Source organism: Bacillus sp. 1780r2a1 (assembly GCA_024134725.1).
In the GTDB taxonomy this organism is placed as follows: Bacteria; Bacillota; Bacilli; order Bacillales; family Bacillaceae_H; genus Priestia; species Priestia aryabhattai_A.
In genome coordinates this window covers 3,003,762-3,028,136 of sequence record CP099863.1, presented here as the reverse complement: position 1 = coordinate 3,028,136, position 24,375 = coordinate 3,003,762, and the positions used below count along the sequence as shown (strand labels likewise).

Below are 24,375 nucleotides of genomic sequence, written 5' to 3'. Positions count from 1 at the left end.
TGTGGGTAAAATTAGACAGCTTTCAGACGAACTTTCAAATAAAATTGCAGCAGGAGAGGTTGTAGAGCGACCTGCTTCTGTTGTGAAAGAGCTCGTTGAAAATGCGATTGATGCCAATAGCACAGTAATTGAAATAGAACTAGAAGAAGCAGGATTATCAAAAATTCGTATTTTAGATAACGGAGACGGAATTGCACAAGAAGATTGCTTAACGGCTTTCCGACGCCATGCAACGAGCAAGATTAAGACTGAGAATGACTTGTTCCGAATTCGAACATTAGGCTTTCGTGGTGAAGCACTGCCAAGTATTGCGTCTGTATCTATGCTCGAAATTAAGACAAGCACCGGGGATGAAGCCGGCACGCACTTAAAGCTTCGCGGAGGAGAGATAACGCATCACGAGCCGTCTTCAAGTCGAAAAGGTACAGAAATCATTGTAGAAAATCTATTTTTTAACACGCCAGCACGCCTTAAATATATGAAAACAATTAATACAGAATTAGGGAACGTAACAGACGTTGTAAATCGCCTTGCCCTGGCGAATCCTCATGTTTCCATTCGTTTAATTCACCAAGGACGTCAGCTTCTCTATACAAACGGAAGTGGAGATGCGCGTCAAGTGTTAGCTGCTATCTACGGGATGGCAGTAGCGAAGAAGATGATTCCGTTAAAGGTAGAATCGCTAGATTATGAGATTACCGGCTATATTGCTTTGCCAGAAGTAACGCGTGCATCTCGCAACTATATGTCTACCACAATTAACGGAAGATTTATTAAAAACTATGGTTTACTAAAAGCCATCCAGCAAGGTTATCATACGCTATTGCCAATTGGACGTTTTCCAGTTGTATTTTTAGCTATCAATATGGATCCGCTGTTAGTAGATGTGAACGTACACCCGGCAAAGCTTGAGGTAAGATTAAGTAAAGAAGCAGAGCTGTATGAGCTTGTAGAAGATGCCATAAAAGCAGCGTTTAAAAAGAAGCAGCTTATTCCAGAAGTTATAGCCCCTGCTCGCACAAAACAAGCCGTGCTTCCAACCGAACAGCAAACCTTTACGTTTGATCACGGGGTACCTAAAGAGTCATCCTCCCTATCGCAGGAACCTGTTGAACGAAGCAAAGATTTACCTTTCTTTAGCGCGAACGTTGCTGAAGCACAAGAAAAGTCAAGCTTTACGGTAACAGAAAATGTTGAAAATGAGCTTGACTACGATGAACTTGAAGTGCAGGATACAGAACCGGTATTTTCTTATGAGGAAGAACATGATGTACACAAGCAGCAATCTAATAGTGAGATAGTTGAAGAGGTTCAAACCGAGCGAGTTCCGCCCATGTATCCAATTGGCCAGATGCACGGTACGTATATATTAGCTCAAAATGAAAACGGCTTGTTTATCATTGACCAACATGCGGCGCAAGAGAGAATTAAATATGAATACTTTAAGAAAAAACTTGGTCAAGTAGATGCAGAAGTGCAGGAACTTTTAATGCCACTTACGTTTGAGTTCTCAGGCAATGAAGCTCTCATTTTAGAAGAAAATCGTAGAGCTCTTGAAGAGGTCGGCGTATTTTTAGAGCCGTTTGGTCAAAATGCTTATATTGTTCGAGCACACCCTCAGTGGTTCCCAAAAGGTGAAGAAAAAGAAACAATTGAAGAGATGATTCAGCAAGTGTTTGTGATGAAGCGTATAGACATAGAAAGCTTACGCGAAGAAGCTGCTATTATGATGAGCTGTAAAGGTTCAATCAAAGCGAACCATCATCTTCGAAATGATGAAATTTTAGCCTTGCTTGAGACGCTAAGAAAAACGACGGATCCGTTTACTTGTCCGCACGGGCGACCAATTATTATTCATTATTCAACATATGAAATGGAAAAGATGTTTAAGCGCGTGATGTAAAGGAATTTCTACAATGTTTTACTCCGGTTATTGAAGTCATACCTGCACCATTTTTACTGTAATGTCATGTTTAAAAGTAAAATCGCAAAGCAGTACATGGTGCGGGTATTTTTTTAAAATGGAAAAGATTGTTTTCTTTTATTATGTATGTAGATTCTGTAAGTCAGATACCTATACGTTAGCCGTTTCCCTTGCATATACTAGCGATAGAAATTAAACATAATGTGAAGGGGAAGTTATGATGAATAACCATTTTAACAGATTACACACCAATTCAAATGGTGATAACGATTCTAATAGAGATAATGATTTGGGAAATAAAAATATTATTAGCAATAGTGGAAGTTCTAACGTTAATATCAATATACCTCAGGTAAGAGAAACATCTCGAAATCGCTCCGGTCATCGTAAAAAATGTCGCTCTAAAAAACGCTCTAAAGGACGTGTACAATCCCAATCAGAAAATCGCTCTGGTTGTCGCAGAAAACGTCGAGCAGAAAATCGCCCTCAAGGACGTGTACAATCCCAATCAGGAAACCAATCCCAACCTCTTGTTCGACCCCAGTCAGAAAACCGCCCTCAGTCTCTGAGTCGCCCACAAGTAGAAAACGACGCTGATAATCGTGTACAGCCGCAATCAGAAAACAACTCTGGTGGTCGTGTCCAGTCACAGTCGGAAGAAAACTCTCAATTTAGACGAAATCCTTTTCGTTTCTTTTAATCCAGAAGGCAGAACTTTCAAGAGGAACAGTTGTAAAATGCTAATTTTCAAAGCGGAAAAGAATCTTCATTATTGTTTTGTAGTTTCGTGCCTGCTCAAAACTAGCTTTCAAACAGTTCCTGTTTCTCTTCTTTTTATAGGACTGTAAAGGAATTTTTATGTATCCTCAGCTTTTGTTTTTTTTTTTTTTTTTTTTTGGAAATATTTCTTCCAGCCAAGTTATTGTTATTGACGTATGTTCAGGTTAAGAGGTAAGTTCCTTAAATTCATAGTCTTTCATCCGTTAAAAAATGGAGTCTTTGTTTCTACTTTTATAGTTGAACTCCGTTAATCTAATTGCTGTAAAAGAACGTTCCTTCTTTATGAGCCTTGAATAAAGATAGGCTTTCCGGGTAAAATGAGAAGATGTAAATGTAATAGATGAAAGTAGTGTGGTTATGACGGGAGAGAAACAAAAATTAATAGTAATTATTGGTCCGACAGCCGTTGGTAAAACCAAGCTGAGTATTGAAATGGCCAAGCAGTTCAATGGAGAAGTTATTTCGGGAGATTCCATGCAAGTCTATAAAAAGATGGACATCGGAACAGCGAAGGTTACAAGTGATGAAACGGAAGGAATTCCGCATCATTTAATTGATATTAAAGAGCCGACTGAGTCTTTTTCTGTAGCTGAATTTCAAGAGATTGTAAGAGAAAAGATTACAGATATTCACGCTCGTGGTAAAATGCCGATTATTGTAGGTGGTACAGGATTATATATTCAATCTGTCATTTATGACTATCAGTTTACTGAATCAGCAGGGGATGAACAATTCAGACAGCGCATGGAACACTTTGTTGCAGCGCATGGAATTGATCCTCTTTACGAAAAGCTTTGTGAAATAGACCCAGTTGGTGCAGAGTCCATTCATCCCAACAACCATAGACGCGTTATTCGTGCTCTTGAAGTGTATGAAGTGACTGGGAAGCCTTTCAGTGTTTATAATCAAGAGCAGAATCAAGAGCTTCTCTATGATGTGACACTCATTGGCTTGACAATGGATCGTGATCAACTATACGATCGAATTAACCAACGTGTTGATATGATGGTGCAAGAAGGCTTGGTAGAAGAAGTCAAATCACTGTACGATGCAGGGGTTCGTGATGTACAATCAATTCAAGCGATTGGCTACAAAGAACTGTATACATATTTCGACGGGAACTGCACGCTTGAAGAAGCGATTGAACAGTTAAAGTTGAATTCTAGAAGGTACGCCAAACGTCAATTAACGTGGTTTCGTAATAAGATGCCTGTAACATGGTTTGAAATGGAAGTTGACAATTTTCATGAAAAATTCAACAAAATTTTCACTTATGTAGCAGGAAAGCTGAAAGAAGAAGCGAATTAACTAGTAAAGATAGAGAAATGAGGAGGCCGAATAGTGAAACAATCCGTTAATATTCAAGATCAGTTTTTAAATCAATTACGTAAAGAAAATATTTATGTCACTGTGTTTTTATTAAATGGTTTTCAACTGCGCGGACTAATTAAAGGTTTTGATAACTTTACAGTTCTATTGGATTCAGAAGGAAAGCAGCAGTTAATTTATAAACATGCAATCTCAACGTTTGTTCCAAATAAAAATATCTCTGTAGAGCTAGAGTAGTCAGATAACCAGCCAAATCCGTGAGGATGAGGCTGGTTTTTCTTATGGCTGGAAGAGAGAAGTATTTTTCTTAACATGGTTTAGCGTTTTAGCACATACAACTATAATAAGCGTTTATTTCTTGGGTAATGGCGAGCTACAGAAAGAATACAAGCCGCTAAAGGAAAATGATGATCTCATTCGTTCGTCCTACAGCTTGAGATAGAGCGATACAATGTCATCAGCGTAACTGTGATGAAACGAGAGGTGAACAGTGTGGAGCAGCCTATAACTCTTAAAAACAATGGGCAAATTAATATTGTTTTAAATAATGAGACAAAGAAAGAACGAGTCTATACAACATCAATTCCACGTCCTGTGAAACGACCGATTGTTAATCATGAACCACTGCTAGAAATTGAAAGAGAAATGAGCGGTCTGGTTGGAATGGATGAGCTAAAAAAAATGATTAAAGAAATATATGCTTGGTTATATATTAATAAAAAAAGAGAAGAAAGCGGTCTGAAGGCAGAAAAACAAGCGATGCATATGATGTTTAAAGGAAATCCGGGTACAGGAAAAACAACGGTTGCAAGGCTTTTAGGAAAATTGTTTTTAAATATGAATGTGTTATCAAAAGGGCATCTTATTGAAGCTGAAAGAGCAGACTTAGTTGGGGAGTACATTGGGCATACGGCACAAAAAACCCGAGATCTTGTGAAAAAAGCGCTGGGTGGCATTTTATTTATTGACGAAGCCTACTCGCTTGCCCGAGGTGGAGAGAAAGATTTCGGAAAAGAAGCAATTGATACGCTTGTGAAGCATATGGAAGATGCAAATGATAAGTTTGTCTTAATTTTAGCTGGCTACCCGCGTGAGATGGAGAACTTTTTAAGTTTAAACCCCGGTCTTCGATCAAGATTTCCATTCATCTTTGATTTTCCAGATTATGATGTCAATGAGCTGATGGATATTGCAGACCGAATGATGGATGATCGTCAGTATCAGTTTAGCAGCGATGCTTATAAAAAATTAAAAGAACATTTCATGGATGTAAAGTACAATCAGACGCCTCGAGACTTTAGCAATGGTCGCTATGTACGAAATATTTTAGAACGCTCTATTCGTGCGCAGTCCATGAGGCTTTTAGAAGAAGCAAGCTACGGTAAAGATCAGCTAATAACGCTTAGGTCTAGCGATATTCGTTTATAAAAAAATCCGGCTTTATGCCGGATTTTTTTATTACATATTTGGTTGGCGAATCGAACGAATTGGCAGCTTCCATTTGTACATGTAAGATAACATACGACATGCAACAAGCAAACCAAATAATACGTAAAGCTCTACCGGAGAGCTAGCAATTTGAAGGCCAACAATTAAGCCTGCAAGAATTGCCCAAAGCGCATAGATTTCATCTTTTAAAACGGTCGGCTTTCGACGAGCTAGCAAATCGCGTACAATCCCGCCGCCGCTACCTGTTAATACAGCAGCAACGATAACAGCGCTTAAAGGGTGTCCCATGCTGGTAGCATAGAGTGCGCCTTGAATGGCAAAAGCCGCAAGCCCAATCGCGTCAGAAAAGTTTCCCCAACGTTTCCACTGTCTTAAGATGCTGTTTGGAAACAAAAAGGTTGCTGTAATTGATAATAGCGCAATTTGAAAAAATAATCCTTGTTCCCAAAGAGCGGATACCGGTACACCAATTAATAAGTTACGGATGGCGCCACCCCCAAACGCTGTGACGATTCCTAAAATATAAACACCTAAAATATCGTATTCTTCTTCCATTGCAATAAACGCACCGCTAACTGCAAAAGCAACGGTGCCAATGATGCTCAAAACGTCCCATGTCATCGCAACTGCCCCTTTATGTATAAAAATTCGTTTGTTAGAAAGTATTACAATGATAAAGTCATTCAAATTGTATCCACTATTGAACAGAATTTCAACGTTTTTTTAGGGATAATTTCTTAAAAGAAACAAAGCGTGATAAACTAGTAAAAACAATCTATTCTGCATCTTTGAAGAAGATAGAGAAAATCGTGTTTTTTTGTTATGATATGAATGCGTTAATACTTTAACAGTAAGGGAAGGAAAGTCATTGACATTTGAGATGAAACAAGAGCTTGAACGTGTAATTTTAGTGGGGTGTCAGCTTCACGATGATGATGAGCGCTTTGAGTATTCGATGGATGAACTAGCATCATTAACTGAGACAGCACAGGGTGAGGTTCTAGTACGCTTGTCTCAAAAGCGCGACCGTATACATCCAGCTACATATATCGGAAAAGGGAAAGTGGAAGAGCTTGTTGCGCTTGAAGAAGAGCTAGAGCCAGATTTAATTGTGTTTAACGATGAGCTTTCACCGAGTCAAATTCGTAATTTATCCAGTCAGCTAGAAGCTCGAATCATTGACCGAACGCAGCTGATTTTAGATATTTTTGCGCAGCGTGCGCAAACAAAAGAAGGAAAGCTGCAGGTTGAGCTTGCACAGCTGAACTACTTACTACCTCGTTTAGTCGGACAGGGAACAGCACTTTCTCGTTTAGGGGGCGGTATTGGTACAAGAGGTCCAGGTGAGACAAAGCTTGAAAGTGATCGCCGCCACATTCGTCGTAAAATTGATGAAATTAAGCGTCAGTTAAAAACAGTTGTCAGTCACAGGGAGCGTTACCGAGAGAGAAGAAAGCGTAACCATGTGTATCAAATTGCTATAGTAGGCTACACAAATGCAGGTAAATCTACACTTTTTAACCGCCTAACAGAAGCGGGGATTTATGAAGAAAATCAGCTGTTTGCAACTCTTGATCCTACAACGAGACAGTATACCATGCCAGCAGGCTTAACTGCTCTTTTAACGGATACGGTTGGATTTATCCAAGACTTGCCAACCACTCTTGTTGCTGCGTTTCGTTCCACATTAGAAGAAGTGACAGAAGCAGATTTTATTTTACACGTGGTTGACTCGGGTAATCCAGACTATCACAATCATGAGCAAACTGTTCATAAGCTATTAGCGGAGTTAGACGTAGAAGATATTCCGATGTTAACCGTTTATAATAAGCGAGATGTGAAGCATGAATTATTTGTGCCAACGACACCCGCTTCTATTTTAATTAGCGCGTTTAATAAGGAAGATCTTGCTTTGCTGGGAACAAAGATCCAAGATGAAATGAAGAAAGAGATGGAGTACTTTCATCTATTCATTCCTTCGGATGAAGGCAAGCTGTTGGCGGAGTTAAAAACCGTTGCGCTGGTCGACTCTCTGAAGTTTAATGAAGAACAAGAAAAGTACGAGTGCCGAGGCTACATTGCAAAAGAGCACCCAATTTATAAGCAGCTAAGAATGATTGAAGAAAGTTGAGGAAGATAGAAAATGATGTTTGATCAGTTAGCAAACGGAGAGAGAATTAAAGGGTTGGCGAAGGAAGTAGAGCAGCAAATTAAGCCGATTCATGAACGAATTGATGAAGTGATAGAAGCGAATCAGTTTCGCGTGCTGCAAAGCTTTCAACAAAACCAAGTGAGTGATTCACATTTTATTCCCTCCACGGGCTATGGTTATGATGATTTAGGAAGAGATACGCTTGAAAAGGTATATGCTGATGTATTCGGAACCGAAGCGTGTCTTGTACGTCCCCAAATCATTTCGGGTACGCATGCAATTGGCATTTCGCTTTTTGGCGTGTTGCGACCTGGTGATGACCTTTTATATATTACCGGTAAGCCATACGATACGCTTGAAGAAATTGTCGGAATTAGAGGGTCTGGCGTAGGTTCATTGAAAGAGTATAACATTGGATATAAAGCCGTGGACCTAACAAAAGAAGGGCAAGTAGACCTTGAAGAAGTGAAGGCATCCATTACGGAAACAACGAAAATGATTGGTATTCAGCGTTCAAAAGGCTATGGAATTCGTCCTTCGTTTACGGTAAATCAAATTAAAGAAATGATTGCTTTTGTTAAAAGCATTAAACCAGACGTTATTGTATTTGTTGATAACTGTTACGGAGAATTTGTGGAAACAATAGAACCATCTCATGTTGGAGCGGATTTAATTGCGGGTTCTCTTATTAAAAATCCTGGAGGTGGGCTAGCGAAAATCGGGGGCTATATTGCTGGACGTAAAGACCTGGTTGAAGCATGTTCTTATCGTATGACAACGCCAGGTATCGGAGCAGAAGCAGGTGCAACTCTGTACAGTCTCCAAGAAATGTACCAAGGCTTCTTTTTAGCTCCTCACGTTGTAGGGCAGGCTTTAAAGGGAGCGGTATTTTCTTCAGCCATGTTTGAAAGACTTGGGATGCAGTCAGAACCAAAGTGGGACGCTGAGCGAACAGACTTAATTCAGTCCGTTCAGTTTGATGATCGAGATAAGATGGTGGCGTTTTGCCAGGCGATTCAATATGCTTCTCCAATTAATTCGCACGTGACGGCATATCCAGCTTATATGCCTGGCTATGAAGACGATGTAATTATGGCAGCCGGGACGTTTGTTCAGGGAGCTAGTTTAGAGTTAACAGCAGACGGTCCGATTCGTCCGCCCTATGTTGCTTACGTACAAGGCGGTTTAACGTATGCGCACGTTAAGGTAGCCATTTGCACAGCAATTGATTCAATGATTTCAAAAAAGTTAATTTAAGTATAACTTATTCAGTAACATCAAAAGACAGGCTATCGTGGATAAAAAAATTAAAAATAAACTAAAATCGCTATTTTATTGTATTCGTGAAATATTCTAAAAATTTTTATGTGAGAAATTCTCACATATGGTTGACAGATAAACTAACATGGCATACAATGAAAATAGTTAATCAAAGGAGGAACTGAGATGAGTGACAACATACGAAGAAATACGCCGCTTTTCCCAATTGGAATTGTGATGCAGTTAACTGAGTTGTCGGCTCGCCAAATTCGCTACTATGAAGAACATGAATTAGTTACACCTGTACGATCTGAAGGTAATCGTCGATTATTCTCGTTTAACGATGTTGATAAATTACTAGAAATTCGTGACTTAATTGAACAAGGTGTAAATTTAGCTGGTGTTAAACAGCTATTTCAAGTTCAGAAAGCGCAAGAAGGGCATAAAAAAGAGACCAAACCAGAAGATGAAAAGGTTGTGGCGGAAGCAAGCAAATCTGAGCTATCAGATGAAGAATTACGCAAGATGCTTCGCGCTGAGTTAATGCAAGCAGGACGCTTTAACAAAGCAACGCTCAATCAAGGAGATATGTCTCGGTTCTTTCATTAAAAATTGTAAGTATTTATATGCTTCGTTAGCAGGAAGTATATAAACTATAAATATTTTTTAGATTTAGGGGAGGATCACACGATGGCAAAGTACACAAAAGAAGATATTTTCAAAAAGGTTCAGGAAGAGAATGTAAAATACATTCGCCTTCAGTTCACTGACATTTTAGGAACAATCAAAAACGTTGAAATTCCAGTAAGTCAATTAGAAAAAGCGTTAGACAACAAGATGATGTTTGACGGTTCTTCAATCGAAGGTTTCGTACGTATCGAAGAATCTGATATGTACTTATATCCAGATCCAGACACGTTTGTTATATTCCCTTGGACGTCTGAAAAAGGTAAAGTTGCACGTTTCATTTGTGACATCTACAATCCAGACGGAACTCCATTTGATGGAGACCCACGTAACAACTTAAAGCGTGTATTAAAAGAAATGGAAGACTTAGGATTCAGTGATTTTAATCTTGGGCCTGAGCCAGAATTCTTCTTATTCAAGCTAGATGAAAAAGGAGAGCCAACGTTAGAATTAAACGATAAAGGTGGCTATTTCGATTTAGCACCAACTGACCTTGGTGAAAACTGCCGTCGTGACATCGTATTAGAGCTTGAAGAAATGGGCTTTGAAATTGAAGCATCTCACCATGAGGTAGCTCCTGGTCAACATGAGATTGACTTCAAATATGCTGGCGCATTAAGAGCTTGCGATGACATCCAAACATTTAAACTAGTAGTTAAAACAATTGCTCGTAAGCACGGCTTACACGCAACATTCATGCCAAAACCATTGTTCGGTGTGAATGGTTCAGGTATGCACTGTAACCTTTCACTATTCAAAGATGGCAAAAATGCATTCTATGATGCAAACGGAAACTTAGAATTAAGTGATACAGCTCGTCAATTCATCGCTGGTATCATTAAGCACGCTCACAGCTTCACTGCTGTAACAAACCCAACAGTAAACTCTTACAAGCGTTTAGTACCTGGTTACGAAGCTCCTTGTTACGTTGCATGGTCTGCACGCAACCGTAGCCCATTAATTCGTATCCCAGCTTCTCGCGGAGTAGGAACTCGTGTTGAGGTACGTAGCGTAGACCCAGCTGCTAACCCATACTTAGCAATGGCTGTATTACTAAAAGCTGGTTTAGACGGAATCAAGAACAACCTTGAAGCTCCAAAACCAATCGACCGCAACATCTATGTAATGACTAAAGAAGAGCGCGTAAAAGAAGGTATCGTAGATCTACCTGCTACGCTAGCTCAAGCTTTAGATAGCTTCCAAGCTAACGAAATCATGGTTTCTGCATTAGGTGAGCACTTAGCTGAGCACTTCATCGAAGCTAAGGAAATTGAGTGGGATATGTTCCGCACACAAGTTCACCCATGGGAACGCGATCAATACATGAGCCAATATTAATTGGTAGAAAGCCTGATATGACTGCATTTGCAGTCATTCAGGCTTTTTTTATTGGGGGCGTGTTTCTTTAACATTTTAAGGCTTGACCACATTCTAACCACAAGCATCCACGAAACCAATTAATAATTTGCGAAATATGATTTCTAGAAGACTTTGATGATGTGAAACTTATTCCACACACCAGTTTCCTTATAGCAATGCGATCAATAAAAAAGTCAATATTAATTGTTAGGAAACACCTTGGCATAATGTATCGAGGCGTCTTTTTATGGAGCTATCTTTCTATTTTGATAGTAAAAACTATAGAAATAAAAAATCTTTTTTTATTACAATAAGTAATAATTTACCTTTTATGGTATTATATAAAAGTGTGTTTGTATAGCTAGCAGATATGACTATAAAATAGGTAACTGGATCTTTTAATTTATATTTTCAACATAAATAAAATATAATGGAGGCATTATTATGTGGTTAATATTAGGGCTTATTGCCATAGTAGCGACTATTATAAATCTGTATATGTATAAAACAGGAAAAGATTATAAACTTGCGATGGCGATGGGATTATCATTCACGGCACTGACACTCTGTGCAGAACATAGCCTTGTATCTGATTGGGTAAAAGGGGAAGATTGGTCAGCTTTAGTGGATGTTGTTCCTACTATGGAAAAGGCAGTATGGTTTTTAACAATTGTTTCTATTTTACTAAATATAGTACCTATACTGCTAGAACTAAAAGGTGAAAAATAAGAAGTTATGGATGCTAGACTAGATCTGCTCATAAGAGTAGGTTTTTACTTGTTTTGTAATAACTATAAAGTGATAGTGAGAAAATTTTCATAAATATTTTAAAAAAAGAGAGCCGTGTAACCTATTATAGCTAAAGCTAACATCACAGCTTGTATTCCAATACCAAGAGTACTAAATATTCCTCCTGTAAGGGCAAATCCTTTGCCTTTTTCAAGATTTCTCTTAATCTCTTTTGTGCTTTTTACTGAAAATATAAGACCAGCAACCCCAATAATTATACCGATATATGGTATAGCTAATGATAATACACCTAAAATAAGTGAAACAATTGATTTGCTATTTGTTTTTTCCATTATCTACCCTCCTTATAGTTTATAATTTTTTATACCATAAAAATCGGAGAAAATAAATATATATATTTCTAAAATTGGAAATATATATATTTATTTTTGGGTTTTTGATTATGTAAAAAAAGTATCCAATAATTATTTACATATTTTAAATGGATAAATTTTCAATTTAATTACAGCTTATTCACAATACTACTAAACATTCACCTGGACTATTCATTCTTGTTGTGTAGTAAATGCACGTTCTTACATTATGTAATTCTTGAGATTGTGGAGAGACTTCGTTGAAAGAATAATCTATTTGATCATCAACTCATTTTGGCGCACAATAGGGTCCAAAGAACTTTACAATAAAGGTAGAGATTTAATTTTATGAGGTATGTAGAGCATAATAGAAGAGTAATTATTGCATAATGAACTGTTCTTGAATAACTTTTGCTGACCACATTTTGACCACAATCATTACGAAACCAATTAATAATTGGCGAAATATGATTTCTTGGATTAAAATAAATCTTTTTAAATCAAAGCTTATTGACTATCTCTAGAAGAATTTGATGAGGTGAAAATGTTCTGCACAAAAATTTATCCATCGAAGTAAGACAAATACATGTCCTAATATTAATTAGTTAAAGCCTGAAATGACAATATTTATAGTCATTTCAGGCTTTTGAGTATTACCATATTTATTTACAAAAAAGCTAATTTGGACAGGGATAAATTTAAACCGAGGCAATTCTAGTTCTCAGACAACTACAAATACATCCAATTTAAAAGATAAATAGATGGATTAAGTTCGCTAATAGCTACAGAAGCAACTCCTGCTATAGCTGGAAAAATAGCGACCATGTATCGACTTTTGGACCCACCAATTCTTTTGACAAGCTTTAGATAAAATAACCATGCATCAAAAGAGGCGATAATTGTTAAGTAAAGTAAACTGACCAACAGGAAATCGATGGTGGGAAGCTAATTTCCGGACCTTGAAAGATTACACCTCCACCTAATAATAAGCCACCTTTATTCTTTACATATCATTCTCTTCTACAGCGTTTTATTATAGCCATTTCTAGAAGAGCCATTATATTAACATTTATCATATATATAGAACTTTCATCTTAAAACAGAAGGTTTTGTATTTGAAGGAGCCTCATACCATTTTTGGAAACCATAAATAATTAATGAAGCAGAAAGCATAAGACCTAAAATAAATGTTTTTGAAGTATAACGCTTTCCAACTCCAATTTTCTCTGCAAAAGGGACAATTATGTAAACGAAAAACGAATCAATTAGAGCATTCGTGATTAAATAGGGAACAAAACCAATTCTATATACTAATTTAAATATCCAAATTGTACCTACAAAGAATGCGCCAAATACATAAAAAACGTTGATAGACTTAAGTCCTGGTATAATTGGTTTTTTTAATTTCCACCAACCGAAGTCAGTAGCCATAACGAATGTCAATGAAACAATAAGGGAGGTAAATATGGATACAGGGGTATATTTCTTTACTTGCTCTTTAGGTATAAATCTTATACTTATCCAAGATATGATAAAAGTAAGAGACACAAAAAGTTTTGGATTCAATGTATAGTCAACTCCTTATCATTATAAAGTTATTATTTGATATGGCATGCTTGATTATTCAAAGGGAAATAATAATCGATACGGTGGAAGTGCTATAAACTTATGAGAGTATTTTATTTAAGTGATTATCTTAGAAAGAATAGACCTTCAATACATAACTTGGACGTTTTAAAATTCGAAAAGGTTAAAAGTTACTCCTTATAATTCGCTTTATGATAACTAGATTTTATATTAGCGGTTAAAGAAAGAGATTAACGATTTACTTAGTCTCTTATCAATTCTTTTGCTGCTTTAACATAGGGAACCATTTGTACTTTTCTCTACAACAAAATACGGTTGAGAATATTGATGAAGATAAATAAGAATTTAATTTCTAAAAAAACCAAAAGTCTTTTAGCAGAACTTACAACGAAAAAGAACCCTTGTGTATCAAGGGTTCTTTTTCTCCTTATATTTATTACATATGCAACTTTTTATGCATTATAAATTTAACAACGTTTCTTAGAGACAAAAACACCTTTATGTATAAAAAAGCAAATATCTATATAATTTCAATTTATTGATCTGCTTTATAGTTGAGATTTTATCGATTCCAATATTTATTTGCAGCATATTGGAAAACATACGCAAATAATACACCTACAATAAACCATGTTATAGATTTAAATAAAAGAGAAATTAAAATTATAATGCTAGCTATACAATTTATTAAAATTATTCTTGCTCTTTTGCTCATGTATTAACATCACCTATCTTTATTGTTTTCCTTTTTTACCTATAACTCCTGTATAGAAATTATAATCAAACCAAATCCTATCTTTAGTATTAAGGCCAATAATTACACCTAATGATCCTGCTACTTTTGAAGCAACAGCATGAGGAATCCAAATACCAGATAAGCTTAGGCTGACTCCTAAATTACTCAAGGTAGTAGCAAATAAATACACACGAGCATAACTCCAATAAACTTGAATCTTCGTTACATCCTTTGTCATGATAGAAAATTCACCATCAGAAGATCACCTGTAAATGTATTACCTTCTACATTCAATTCAGAAGAATCTAATTCTCCAAGGAATTTATTTGTTTCCTCTATTTATCTAACGACAATATTAAAATCTTCTTCTCCTAGTTTATTCAATAGTTCATCTTTATTTTCTCAGACAAATTTTTGCTCTTTAGTTTTAACATATGAATCAACAATATTCTTTACAGAGTCTTGAATGACCATTTCTAAAGGTGAACTTTGAGAAGAAATATCTAATTCTGGAGATGCTCCATTAAAACCTCCAAGTAAAATTGTTGTTGATAATAAAGCAGCAACTACACCAGGATTAACGTATTTTAAAGCACTTCGTTTCATATGAAAACTTCCTAAAGTTTCTCATTTTTAACAACAGGTAAAATATAACATGATATACTATTAAATACAATTAATACCCTGCTAAATTACCAATCTATGTCTGATAGATTCAATCAGCTGTTTCGCTCCTAAAGCCTAAAGTATGAGAGAAAAAATTGCAGAGGAGCGCATGGGGAAGTATCATAACGTACCTAAAGACAACCGTTACTTAAGTTAGATTAAGAAGAAAAAAGCTATAAAAAATTAATATGTAGGTGATGAGTATCTATAATACGTTTTATGGTAATGAAACTGTTAAAGGTAAATGTTAATATTTATTATATTCATCATAATGACAGAAATTTTGTAGGTAGGAAAAGGTTGAACTGAGCGTTCAGTAACTTATGTTTACAAAGTCTATTTTTTGCGAAAATCTGTTAAAATTATAGGGTTTACTTTGATTACGCTTGTCGAAATTTTAAACGCTCTAAAAAGATTTAGAAAAAGTATGATAGAGGTGTAACTTTTTGGGTTTTAATGTTGTTTTATATAACCATAATAGACAAAAAAATCAGATTTTTGAAATCTCCTAAAGTCTTCATAATTCAATATTTAGTACAAATGTGTTATGGAGAAGCTACTTGGAACTTAGAAAATTAAGTGATTATTATTTAACAGATGAAATATTTTTAGGTGGTAAGATAAGACAGTTAATATCAGATTTAAACTAATATCAAAGCAATTTACCGAGTCATGAACAAAATGATTATTAAGAATTTATCTCTAAAATATCTCACTCAAAAGTATGGTTAATTCACATTGCAGGAGATTAAATATGGCCTAATGGGGGGATTATGCCTGGAAATAATCCCCTTAAATTTATACCAATTTATCAACATTAAAAATCAATACACTCTAGAATAAACATATAGTTAGCTATTTTATAACAAAACCGGAGATGTTCATATAGCTTTCATATATTTCTTAATCCATGGCTATGTTAAATCTTAAAGTTGATTTTTGTTTTTCTTGATATGCTGAACAATGTTCGTTAGAAATACAGTAATTTTCCCTACTTTTTAAAGCTGTTACTTCTAATAAGATAAAACGCTGATATATCAAGGATGTATAAAAAGCTGCACAAAACAGAAACAAGGAATTCATCAGAATCCTTTTCTCAATAGGGGTTCTCTTTTAGCAGGTATACCGAAAGAGTGATTATGTAAAATTCTTGTGTATATGATATACATACAAGTATAGTAAGCTTATACTTTAAAAGTAATAGAATTGGATGGAAATATTAAGAGGTGATTAAATTGATTATTAAAAGTCTTGAGAACATAAATTTACAAGAATTCACAACTTGCTTTAATGACGCCTTCTCTGATTATGTAATTCCGTTTAAAGTATCTGCCGATTATTTAGCTGAAAGATTTACAGGTGCAGGGATTCAATACAACTTATCATTTGGTGCGTTTAGTAAAGATGAACAGGTAGCCTTTATTATGCATGGAATTGAAGAACACAATGATAGGAAAATAGCTTTTGATATCGGTACAGGAGTCATTCCCAAATATAGAGGTGAGCGTCTTGTAGCACAAATTTACAACCATGCTATTCCTATACTTAAACAACATAATGTTCAAAAATGCTTATTAGAAGTTATCCAAACCAATGAAAAAGCTATTAAGGCTTATAGCAATTTAGGGTTTGAAATAAAGCGAGAGCTTGTTTGTTTTAAAGGTAGTATCGACCTTAAACCCATGACTATTCATAAAAAGGTATGTATAAACACTGTTAGTCCAAATAAATTTGATTGGACTATGGCACATTCTTTTTGGAATTTTTCCCCCTCTTGGGAACAATCTGTTCAAGCTATATTACGCAATCCACATTTATATGATGTCATCACGATAGGAAAACAAGATGCCGTTTATGGATATGCTGTAATTAATTCAAAGCAGGGAAACGTTCTCCAATTTAGTATTCTTAAAGAAAGAAGAAACCAAGGTCTTGGTCATTCTTTGTTTCATTGGATTGGGAAGCGCCATTCAGTCATCTCCATTAATAACGTCGATAAACGAGATATAAAATCTATACAATTTCTAAAAAGAATAGGTCTTAACGTACATGTTGAACAATATGAAATGGAAAAAGTGTTATAATTTATATCTATTTTATGTAAAATAATGAACGTAATACAATTAAGGTGAGAAAACGCCCATAGAAAAAATAAAACACTGATATCAGTCACTTCCACGAATACGTTTTATGTTAATGAGTCTGTTAAAGATAAATGTTGATATTTGTTATAGTCACCACAATAACAGAAATTTTGCAGGTAGGAAAAGGTTGAACTGAGCGTTCAGTAACTTATGTTTACAAAGTCTATTTTTGGCGAAAATCTGTTGCTAAGAAGTATTTAACTGGTTATTCACTTATTGATATAAAAGTTCAAGTTGAAACTGATCTAAATCATTTTTTTAGAGGTTCCTGATTAACAGGTTATCATTAATCGCTGCGCAATTAATAAATAATTAACTTTAAGTGACCACATTTTGACCACAACCTTTGGGAAAACTAGCACTAATTTGTGAAATGTAATTTCTCAAAGTCATTAAGAGATTTTGTTAAATAGAGGGATAAAGGCTATTTATAAACGTATTTGGTGAAATAAAACTTGTTCCGCACACAGGTTCACCCATGGGAACTCGAGCAATATATGAGCCAATATTAATTGGTGAATTCCTTGACACTACTGGTGTCAGTTTTTTCATTTTGGCCGCAAACTTAATTTGATGTACTGAAATGTTTACGACCAAAATCGGACCAAAATTTTTAACTTTCTAAAACAGACGATATATATTCCTCTGTTTACTCTTGTAAATGTTTTTAACGTGAGTAATTATAAATAGACTAATTTATTAATATATAAATATTCACTTGTTTTAAAAAAACTTTTGTCTAAAAATATGTTCGTTATATAAGTACGGACAATATTTATTTTTTTCAGATATTTAAGAAAATAACTATTGTAAGCGCTTAATAATAATGATATATTACCAATATACAAAATACTGTATATTGAAATTAGGTGAATAAATTGGATAGAAATGAAAATTTGTATTTGAAAAGTGGAATTATCATGCAAAAAATTGCGGAAGCACTTTTATTTATTGAAATTGGTGAAAGGATACCAAGGGTTGGTGATCTTTCCAGTGAATTTAATGTAGGCCGCGGAACCATTCAAACGATATTAAAAAAATTAGAAGATTTAGATTGTATAAAACTCGAATCGCGAGGACACCTAGGGACATTTTTAAAGAGGAAAAATATAAATAACCTTTTAAATTACTCCGGAATAAGTCAAGTTACAGCGGTAATGCCACTTCCCTATTCAAAGAAATACGAGGGGCTTGCCACAGGTCTTACTTATGAGTTTGAACAATTAAATCTCTCTTTTAACATAGCATTTATGATAGGGGACAAACTTCGCCTGAATGGTTTGAAGGAGGGAAGGTATGATTTAGCACTTGTTTCAAGGTTTTCTGCATTAGAAGAATTAAAGAATAGATCAGAGCTTTCAGTCGCTTTGGATTTTGGTGTTCAGACGTATGTATCCAATCACGCCATTATTTTTTCAGATCCATCGAAAACAACAATTACTGATGGTATGAAAATTGGAATTGATGATTGTTCAACCGACCAAGTAACGCTGACGAATGCAGAAACAGAAGAGAAAAAAGTAGAGTATGTGAAGCTTAATTATATGCATTTGTTACCACATCTAAGTGCAAATAATATTGATGCTACCATATGGAGTATAGATGAAATAGATAAGAATCATTTCCACACTCAACCTTTATCTTCAGCAAAAGCTATACAATATGAAAAAGAAATGAGTCAAGCTGTTTGTTTAATACAAAAAGAGAACAAGAAAATGGAATACATTTTAAGTCTTCTTTCTAAAGAAAAAATTGTGAAAATCCAATCCCTTGTTGAGGAAGGGAATTTTATTCCAAGATACTAATTTTTTTAAAACCAAAATACAATAAATTGTATATTGGTTTTCTAATTAATGGAACTAATATTGGAGGGACAGAATGAGCTTATTGAATGAACGTTTAGAGTTATTGCATTCAACAGGTACGATTACAGACCGTGCCAAAATGGTTTGCGAGGAAACAATTAAACAGTTTGTAAATGAGGATAACGAAGAAAAGTATGTGATGCTTATTACCCATTTAGCCATGGCAATCACAAGAATTGAACGAAATGAAAAACTATCTGCACCACCAGAAGTGGTAATGGATGAAATACGCCGGTCCTCCTGTTTCTCTCAAGCACAATCAAATGTTGAATGGGTGGAAAGTATTTTAAATGAGAGATTACCGCAAGAAGAGGAAAATTTTTTGTTAATGCATTTTGGAAGCGTTTTAAATTAATAAGAGTATAAATTTATTTCAAAAAAAGAGGGAGTTTTTAATATGAAAATTGTAATCGGTGGACAAGTAGAGAAAAGTGAAATTGAAGCTTTAGTCAAACAACATGCTGGCGACAAGGTAGAGACAGTTGTGAAATCAGATTTAGATGCAGCGATGATGATGACAAGTGGAGGAGCTGATTATTACTTTGGAGCTTGTCACACTGGTGGGGGAGGAGCTTTAGCGATGGCAATTACACTGTTAGGAAAGCCAAAATGTGTAACGGTTTCAATGCCAGGAAAACCACCAGTAAAAGAAAAAGTAGAAGAAGCAGTGAGCCAAGGAGCAAAAGCGTTTGGTTTTACCGGGGATCATAAAGAAAAAGCAGTACAACTTTTGATTGAAGCATTATTATCTAGATGATCTTATACATAAAGGGTTTTAGTATGCAATGTTAGGGAGGGGAATTCCGTGTTAGAAGTTGTATTAGTCATTAGTATAGGTGTAATCACGGCGATTATGGCGAATTTAGGAATTGCCGTGTTTAATGATGGATTAAGACCTATTATACCAGAAAATTTGGAAGGGCGAATGTCACGTAAAGAACTTTCAATCACGGCGTTTGCTATGAGTTTTGGACTGGTAATCGGCTTTGGAATTCCAATTTCCATTGCAGGAAGCATTTTGCTCATTCATAGTATTTTGCTTGGCACTGACATTATTGGTTTAACCTTTAAACGAGGGAAACTGTCAACTGCTACAGCAGGTTTGATTGGAGGTTTATACGGTGCTGGTGTTTATTTAGGACTTCAAGCCGTAGTGAACGCATTCGAAGCATTACCACTAAATTTCGTCAATGGGTTTAACAAGGTCGGTGAACCTGTTGTTGTTTCTTTTATGGTGTTTCCAGCTATTGCAGTAGCTCTTCAGTTTAGTGTAAAAAAAGGAATTCTAACATTTATCGTTTCAGCCATTGCTCGCCAATTAATTGTTTTTTCAAATACTGAACAACTAATTAAAATTGGTGATTCTACCGTTGTATTAAGTCCTGAGGGAATTGCTCTTATTGTGGGAATGACCTTCCTAGTGATTTATGCAATGAGAGAAAAGTCAGAAGAGCAAAACTTATCAAAACTGGCTACTCTATTTGTTGATCGCGTGAATCGTATTAAAAAATCATCATGGCTTGTTATGATAAGTGGTGCACTGATTGCCACCTCTACCAATCTTTTATTAATGGCGGGAGATCCAATTTCATTAAATTTATTATCTGAAGGCAAAGTCACTGAAGGTGGAATTGCAGCATTAGCTAAGGCTGTTGGATTCGTTCCTTTAATTGCTAGTACAGCTATTGCAACAGGAGTATACGGTCCAGCTGGTTTCACTTTCGTCTTTGGAGCTGGTATTCTTTCCCCAAATCCATATATTGCCGCAATTTTGGGGGCGGTTATCGTCTTTTTAGAAATTCAATTGTTGACCAAAATGGCTAAGTTCTTAGATCGCTTCCCTGGTATTAGGTCATCAGGTGAAAACATTCGTACGGCAATGACAAGGGTTTTGGAGGTTGCGTTGCTTATTGGTGGAGCAAACGCAGCAAATGCCATTGTTCCTGGATTTGGTTTTTTTGTTATTGCAGGTTTCTATCTGCTGAATGAGATTGCTGGACGCCCCATTGTCCGAATGGCAGTGGGACCATTGGGAGCTATTGCAGTGGGCATTGTTGGAAACATATTGGTGTTACTTGGACTATATACACCTCCAGTTTAATAAGGGGCTGATTTACAATGTACATTCAAACTGTTTTAGGGAAAATCAGATCAGAAGAATTAGGTGTTTGTGCTTGTCACGAGCACCTTTATCTTGATTTGAGTCATGTGAAAAAAAATGAGGACGCGTGCTTACAAGATTTAAATCTTGTGTTAACAGATTTGTACAGCTTTGTGGAACTTGGCGGCAAAGCTATTATTGAATTGACCAATGATGGTATGGGACAGGATGTAGAAAAACTTGTAGAAATAAGCAAAGCACTTAATCTACAAATTATTGCAAGTACAGGATGCTATAAGGATCCATTTATTCCTGATGAAAAGTTGAAATGGACAAGAGATGAATTCAGTGCGTGGATGATTGATGAAATTAAAAATGGAATTAATGGTACAGATATAAAACCGGGGGTCATTGGTGAGATTGGAAGCAGTTTAAATAAATTTCAGCCTGTTGAAATTGAACTTTTTCATGGGGCAATTCAAGCTGCAAAGACGACAAAGCTACCTTTATCAACACATACAACGCTGGGTACATTAGCCTTGGAGCAAGTCGAGCTATTTACATACGAAGGATTGCCGTTAAACCAAGTTATTATTGGGCATCAGGATTTAAATGAACATGACGAGATTGTTTTAGATGTCTTATCTTCCGGCGCTTACGTAGCACTGGATACAATCGGAAAAGAAAATTATAGAACGGACGAAGACCGTCTTACGTCATTGTTAAAGTTTCTTGAGAAAGGGTATGAAAATCAAATCCTACTTTCCAGTGACTTAACACGAAAATCTCATTTGCGTGCAAATGGAGGGCAAGGTTATGACGTGGTATTAAGAGATTTTGTTCCACGCTTAAGAGAAAAAGGTATTCCAGAGATAGTAATTGAAAAACTGTTAGTGAAAAACCCGCAAAGAGCATTTAGTATCCGAAAAGAGGGGGAGACAAGATGAGCGAAAAATATGAGCAGTCAATCTTGCAGAATATGTCTTTAGAGGAGGCAAAACAATTACAATTCCGGCTCATTGATGAAATTACTAAAGAATTTACGAATAATGATTTCTTTCAAGTGGGAGATGTAGGCCTTCACCCCGAGAATAAGCGCCCTTTAACAACTGCTCGAGTTGAAAAGGTTCTTGCTAGTACATTTCGTGGAGAAGCATGTGCATTAGTCAGAGGAAGCGGTACTGGAGCTATTCGTATCATACTTAGTATGTTGCTTAATCCGGGAGATACATGTATGGTACACTCTGCTCCTGTATATATGACGACGAAAGAAACGTTCCGATTAATGGGATTGAAGCAAAATGTGGTTGATTTTAACAATAGAGAAGAACTTTTGAGAGCTCTGCAAAATGATAAGCAATCAAAAGTTTTCTATGTTCAACATGCCCGACAACAGCCAACGGATACGTACGATTTACAAGAAGTTATTTCATTAGTAAAAGAAGTTCGTCCCAATTTGCCAATTATAGTAGACGATAATTATTGTGCGATGAAAATGAAGGGTATTGGTGTAGAGTATGGTGCAGATTTTTCTACTTTTTCTGGATTTAAACTTTTAGGACCGGAAGGAATAGGAGTAATTCTAGGCAAACAAGAATTAATCGAACAAATCCATAATAGAAATTACTCTGGAGGAGGTCAGGTACAAGGGTTCGAAGCCCATGAACTTATTCGTAATATGACGTTTGCCCCTGTCATGCTTGCTATTCAAAATGAGCAAGTAGAAAACTTATGTGAACGTTTGAATAGTGGTGAAGTAGAGGGAGTTAATGGTGTATATATTACAAATTCCCAATCAAAAAATGTCATTGTGGAATTGGATCAACCAATTGCTACACAAGTAATTGAAAGGGCATCCAAGTATGGTGCTGCAACTTATCCTGTGGGAGCGGAATCACGATATGAGTTAATTCCTATGATTTACCGTGTTTCCGGAAGTTTTCTTGAGGGACAGCCTAAATTAAAAGATTATGGAATTCGTATTAATCCAATGAAATCTTCTGCAAATACAGTCATCCGTATTTTGAATGAAGTAATGAAAGAATTGTCAAAGGAGTGCAATTTCAGTGTTTTTAGATATGACATTAAAGCGAAATGAGGGAATCATTCGAACTGCTACGAAACTTCATCAAGAAGGGATCATACCGGCTAACACTTATGTCATCGACCTTGATTCGCTGGAGTACAATGTACGATGTCTCAATCAAACGGCAGAAGAATATGGACTTAATCTTTATTACATGACGAAGCAAATCGGAAGAAGTGGTTTTGTCGGCAATGCAATTAGACGAAATGGTATCAAAATGGCAGTGGCTGTCGATGTGGATGAAGCAATTGAATTAAAAAAAAACAATTGTCAAGTTGGTAACATTGGACATATCGTTCAGCCTAGCAGATCACAATGGAATCATGTATTGACGTATCTTCGTCCTGAGGTAATTACACTATTTTCATTTGAAAGAGCAAAACAATTATCAGATACAGCTGAAGTGTTAGGAATTAAACAAGATGTTATTCTACGAGTCATCAGGTCAACTGATAATATCTTTCCTGGACAGTTTGGAGGTTTCTTACTGCAAGACCTCAATTACGAGATTGAAAGGATCAAAGTATTAAAAGGCATTAGAGTAATTGGAATTACTAGTTTTCCAGTTTTTCAGCTAAATGAGAGAAAAGATGACTTTTCTTTTACTTCCAATATTGAAACCCTGAATATGGCAAGGACTATCCTCGAAGATAGAGGAATTAATGTTAAACATGTAAATGCGCCAAGTGCTACAAGCTGTTACACGATTCCTCTTCTAAAGAAACACGGTGTCACTCATGGTGAGCCAGGGCATGCTTTAACTGGTACTACGCCATTGCATGCCTATAATGCGAATTTAAAGGAAATACCGTCAATTATTTATGTATCCGAAATCTCTCATTTAGATGATCAACATGCTTATACAATAGCAGGAGGTTTTTATGCTCGTTCTAATATGGAGCATGCATTGTATGGGACCAATGAAAGAGAGTTAATCAAACAACGCACGAAGGTAAGTGACTTTTCATCCTCAAACATTGATTATTATGGATGCCTTGAAAAGCAAGCCCAAATGAAAGTCGGTGATACGGTCATCTATGCATTCCGTACACAAGTCTTTGTAACCAGAGCTCATGTTGCATATGTACGCGGTGTGAATTCTGAAAATCCTGAATTAGTTTATTTTCAAAGAAGGGGGCTATAAACA

At 35.9% G+C, this 24,375-nt stretch carries 23 protein-coding genes and 1 pseudogene; 18 read left to right on the top strand and 6 right to left on the bottom strand.

What is annotated here, in order from left to right; all coding sequences use genetic code 11:
- Position 1 precedes the first annotated feature (1 nt).
- The 5 genes from mutL (at position 2) to spoVK (ending at position 5,461) form a co-directional block, all read left to right on the top strand.
- Entirely contained in the window at positions 2–1,903 is a 1,902-nt protein-coding gene (gene mutL / locus NIZ91_15215) for a DNA mismatch repair endonuclease MutL (GenBank protein USY54088.1), read from the top strand.
- A 310-nt stretch (positions 1,904–2,213) separates the two neighbouring features.
- Entirely contained in the window at positions 2,214–2,624 is a 411-nt protein-coding gene (locus NIZ91_15210; GenBank protein USY54087.1) for a hypothetical protein, read from the top strand.
- Positions 2,625–3,061: 437 nt separating this feature from the next.
- Positions 3,062–4,012 carry a tRNA (adenosine(37)-N6)-dimethylallyltransferase MiaA gene (gene miaA / locus NIZ91_15205; protein ID USY54086.1) on the top strand — a complete coding sequence of 317 codons (951 nt, stop codon included), beginning with the start codon at positions 3,062–3,064 and terminating at the stop codon, positions 4,010–4,012.
- A 33-nt stretch (positions 4,013–4,045) separates the two neighbouring features.
- Positions 4,046–4,270: an RNA chaperone Hfq gene (gene hfq, locus NIZ91_15200; protein ID USY54085.1), complete on the top strand. Its 225-nt coding sequence runs from the start codon at positions 4,046–4,048 to the stop codon at positions 4,268–4,270.
- 255 nt (positions 4,271–4,525) lie between these two features.
- Positions 4,526–5,461: a stage V sporulation protein K gene (gene spoVK / locus NIZ91_15195; GenBank protein USY54084.1), complete on the top strand. Its 936-nt coding sequence runs from the start codon at positions 4,526–4,528 to the stop codon at positions 5,459–5,461.
- A 30-nt stretch (positions 5,462–5,491) separates the two neighbouring features.
- Here the strand turns inward: spoVK and NIZ91_15190 are convergent, their stop codons facing one another.
- On the bottom strand, positions 5,492–6,103 hold the full coding sequence (locus tag NIZ91_15190; protein ID USY54083.1) for a trimeric intracellular cation channel family protein: 612 nt from the start codon (positions 6,101–6,103) through the stop codon (positions 5,492–5,494).
- A 247-nt stretch (positions 6,104–6,350) separates the two neighbouring features.
- On the opposite strand from NIZ91_15190, the gene hflX reads away from it, so the two are divergent.
- From hflX to NIZ91_15165, 5 genes are all read left to right on the top strand, one after another.
- The gene (gene hflX / locus NIZ91_15185; protein ID USY54082.1) at positions 6,351–7,613 is read left to right on the top strand and encodes a GTPase HflX; all 1,263 of its coding nucleotides are present in this window, start codon (positions 6,351–6,353) and stop codon (positions 7,611–7,613) included.
- Positions 7,614–7,628: 15 nt separating this feature from the next.
- Positions 7,629–8,891, top strand: coding sequence for an aminotransferase class I/II-fold pyridoxal phosphate-dependent enzyme (locus tag NIZ91_15180; protein ID USY57186.1), 1,263 nt, complete (start codon positions 7,629–7,631; stop codon positions 8,889–8,891).
- Positions 8,892–9,080: 189 nt separating this feature from the next.
- Positions 9,081–9,503, top strand: coding sequence for a MerR family transcriptional regulator (locus NIZ91_15175; protein USY54081.1), 423 nt, complete (start codon positions 9,081–9,083; stop codon positions 9,501–9,503).
- 81 nt (positions 9,504–9,584) lie between these two features.
- Positions 9,585–10,919 (top strand): type I glutamate--ammonia ligase, encoded by a 1,335-nt coding sequence (glnA, locus tag NIZ91_15170; protein USY54080.1) that lies wholly within the window; start codon positions 9,585–9,587, stop codon positions 10,917–10,919.
- Between the two features lie 465 nt (positions 10,920–11,384).
- A complete protein-coding gene (locus tag NIZ91_15165) occupies positions 11,385–11,669 on the top strand; it encodes a hypothetical protein (GenBank protein USY54079.1) in 285 nt (94 codons plus the stop codon).
- A gap of 98 nt (positions 11,670–11,767) precedes the next feature.
- Here the strand turns inward: NIZ91_15165 and NIZ91_15160 are convergent, their stop codons facing one another.
- The 5 genes and pseudogenes from NIZ91_15160 to NIZ91_15140 form a co-directional block, all read right to left on the bottom strand.
- Complete coding sequence (locus tag NIZ91_15160; GenBank protein ID USY54078.1) at positions 11,768–12,022, bottom strand: DUF4190 domain-containing protein; 255 nt, start codon at positions 12,020–12,022, stop codon at positions 11,768–11,770.
- A gap of 771 nt (positions 12,023–12,793) precedes the next feature.
- A pseudogene (locus tag NIZ91_15155) lies at positions 12,794–13,038 on the bottom strand (EamA family transporter).
- 94 nt (positions 13,039–13,132) lie between these two features.
- The gene (locus tag NIZ91_15150; protein ID USY54077.1) at positions 13,133–13,609 is read right to left on the bottom strand and encodes a hypothetical protein; all 477 of its coding nucleotides are present in this window, start codon (positions 13,607–13,609) and stop codon (positions 13,133–13,135) included.
- Between the two features lie 755 nt (positions 13,610–14,364).
- Positions 14,365–14,604 carry a hypothetical protein gene (locus tag NIZ91_15145; protein USY54076.1) on the bottom strand — a complete coding sequence of 80 codons (240 nt, stop codon included), beginning with the start codon at positions 14,602–14,604 and terminating at the stop codon, positions 14,365–14,367.
- A gap of 164 nt (positions 14,605–14,768) precedes the next feature.
- Complete coding sequence (locus tag NIZ91_15140) at positions 14,769–14,972, bottom strand: hypothetical protein (GenBank protein USY54075.1); 204 nt, start codon at positions 14,970–14,972, stop codon at positions 14,769–14,771.
- A 1,295-nt stretch (positions 14,973–16,267) separates the two neighbouring features.
- On the opposite strand from NIZ91_15140, the gene NIZ91_15135 reads away from it, so the two are divergent.
- From NIZ91_15135 to NIZ91_15100, 8 genes are all read left to right on the top strand, one after another.
- On the top strand, positions 16,268–17,116 hold the full coding sequence (locus NIZ91_15135; GenBank protein ID USY54074.1) for a GNAT family N-acetyltransferase: 849 nt from the start codon (positions 16,268–16,270) through the stop codon (positions 17,114–17,116).
- A gap of 938 nt (positions 17,117–18,054) precedes the next feature.
- A complete protein-coding gene (locus NIZ91_15130) occupies positions 18,055–18,981 on the top strand; it encodes a GntR family transcriptional regulator (protein ID USY54073.1) in 927 nt (308 codons plus the stop codon).
- A gap of 73 nt (positions 18,982–19,054) precedes the next feature.
- Positions 19,055–19,396 carry a PRD domain-containing protein gene (locus NIZ91_15125; GenBank protein USY54072.1) on the top strand — a complete coding sequence of 114 codons (342 nt, stop codon included), beginning with the start codon at positions 19,055–19,057 and terminating at the stop codon, positions 19,394–19,396.
- Positions 19,397–19,438: 42 nt separating this feature from the next.
- A complete protein-coding gene (locus NIZ91_15120; protein USY54071.1) occupies positions 19,439–19,798 on the top strand; it encodes a DUF2620 domain-containing protein in 360 nt (119 codons plus the stop codon).
- Positions 19,799–19,846: 48 nt separating this feature from the next.
- Positions 19,847–21,142, top strand: a complete 1,296-nt coding sequence (locus NIZ91_15115; GenBank protein ID USY54070.1) for a YhfT family protein — start codon at positions 19,847–19,849, stop codon at positions 21,140–21,142.
- A gap of 17 nt (positions 21,143–21,159) precedes the next feature.
- Positions 21,160–22,089 (top strand): phosphotriesterase, encoded by a 930-nt coding sequence (locus NIZ91_15110; GenBank protein USY54069.1) that lies wholly within the window; start codon positions 21,160–21,162, stop codon positions 22,087–22,089.
- Entirely contained in the window at positions 22,086–23,240 is a 1,155-nt protein-coding gene (locus tag NIZ91_15105; GenBank protein USY54068.1) for an aminotransferase class V-fold PLP-dependent enzyme, read from the top strand. The genes NIZ91_15110 and NIZ91_15105 overlap by 4 nt, the downstream gene beginning before the upstream one ends.
- On the top strand, positions 23,221–24,372 hold the full coding sequence (locus NIZ91_15100) for an alanine racemase (GenBank protein USY54067.1): 1,152 nt from the start codon (positions 23,221–23,223) through the stop codon (positions 24,370–24,372). The genes NIZ91_15105 and NIZ91_15100 overlap by 20 nt, the downstream gene beginning before the upstream one ends.
- Positions 24,373–24,375: the final 3 nt, after the last annotated feature.

What these genes read in the sequence shown, in the direction of transcription:
- miaA (USY54086.1), top strand. Translation starts at nt 3,062, where the DNA reads ATGACGGGAGAGAAACAAAAATTAATAGTAATTATTGGTCCGACAGCC.
- NIZ91_15190 (USY54083.1), bottom strand. Translation starts at nt 6,103, where the DNA reads ATGACATGGGACGTTTTGAGCATCATTGGCACCGTTGCTTTTGCAGTT.
- NIZ91_15180 (USY57186.1), top strand. Translation starts at nt 7,629, where the DNA reads ATGTTTGATCAGTTAGCAAACGGAGAGAGAATTAAAGGGTTGGCGAAG.
- NIZ91_15175 (USY54081.1), top strand. Translation starts at nt 9,081, where the DNA reads ATGAGTGACAACATACGAAGAAATACGCCGCTTTTCCCAATTGGAATT.
- glnA (USY54080.1), top strand. Translation starts at nt 9,585, where the DNA reads ATGGCAAAGTACACAAAAGAAGATATTTTCAAAAAGGTTCAGGAAGAG.
- NIZ91_15165 (USY54079.1), top strand. Translation starts at nt 11,385, where the DNA reads ATGTGGTTAATATTAGGGCTTATTGCCATAGTAGCGACTATTATAAAT.
- NIZ91_15160 (USY54078.1), bottom strand. Translation starts at nt 12,022, where the DNA reads ATGGAAAAAACAAATAGCAAATCAATTGTTTCACTTATTTTAGGTGTA.
- NIZ91_15145 (USY54076.1), bottom strand. Translation starts at nt 14,604, where the DNA reads ATGACAAAGGATGTAACGAAGATTCAAGTTTATTGGAGTTATGCTCGT.
- NIZ91_15140 (USY54075.1), bottom strand. Translation starts at nt 14,972, where the DNA reads ATGAAACGAAGTGCTTTAAAATACGTTAATCCTGGTGTAGTTGCTGCT.
- NIZ91_15125 (USY54072.1), top strand. Translation starts at nt 19,055, where the DNA reads ATGAGCTTATTGAATGAACGTTTAGAGTTATTGCATTCAACAGGTACG.
- NIZ91_15120 (USY54071.1), top strand. Translation starts at nt 19,439, where the DNA reads ATGAAAATTGTAATCGGTGGACAAGTAGAGAAAAGTGAAATTGAAGCT.
- NIZ91_15110 (USY54069.1), top strand. Translation starts at nt 21,160, where the DNA reads ATGTACATTCAAACTGTTTTAGGGAAAATCAGATCAGAAGAATTAGGT.
- NIZ91_15105 (USY54068.1), top strand. Translation starts at nt 22,086, where the DNA reads ATGAGCGAAAAATATGAGCAGTCAATCTTGCAGAATATGTCTTTAGAG.
- NIZ91_15100 (USY54067.1), top strand. Translation starts at nt 23,221, where the DNA reads ATGACATTAAAGCGAAATGAGGGAATCATTCGAACTGCTACGAAACTT.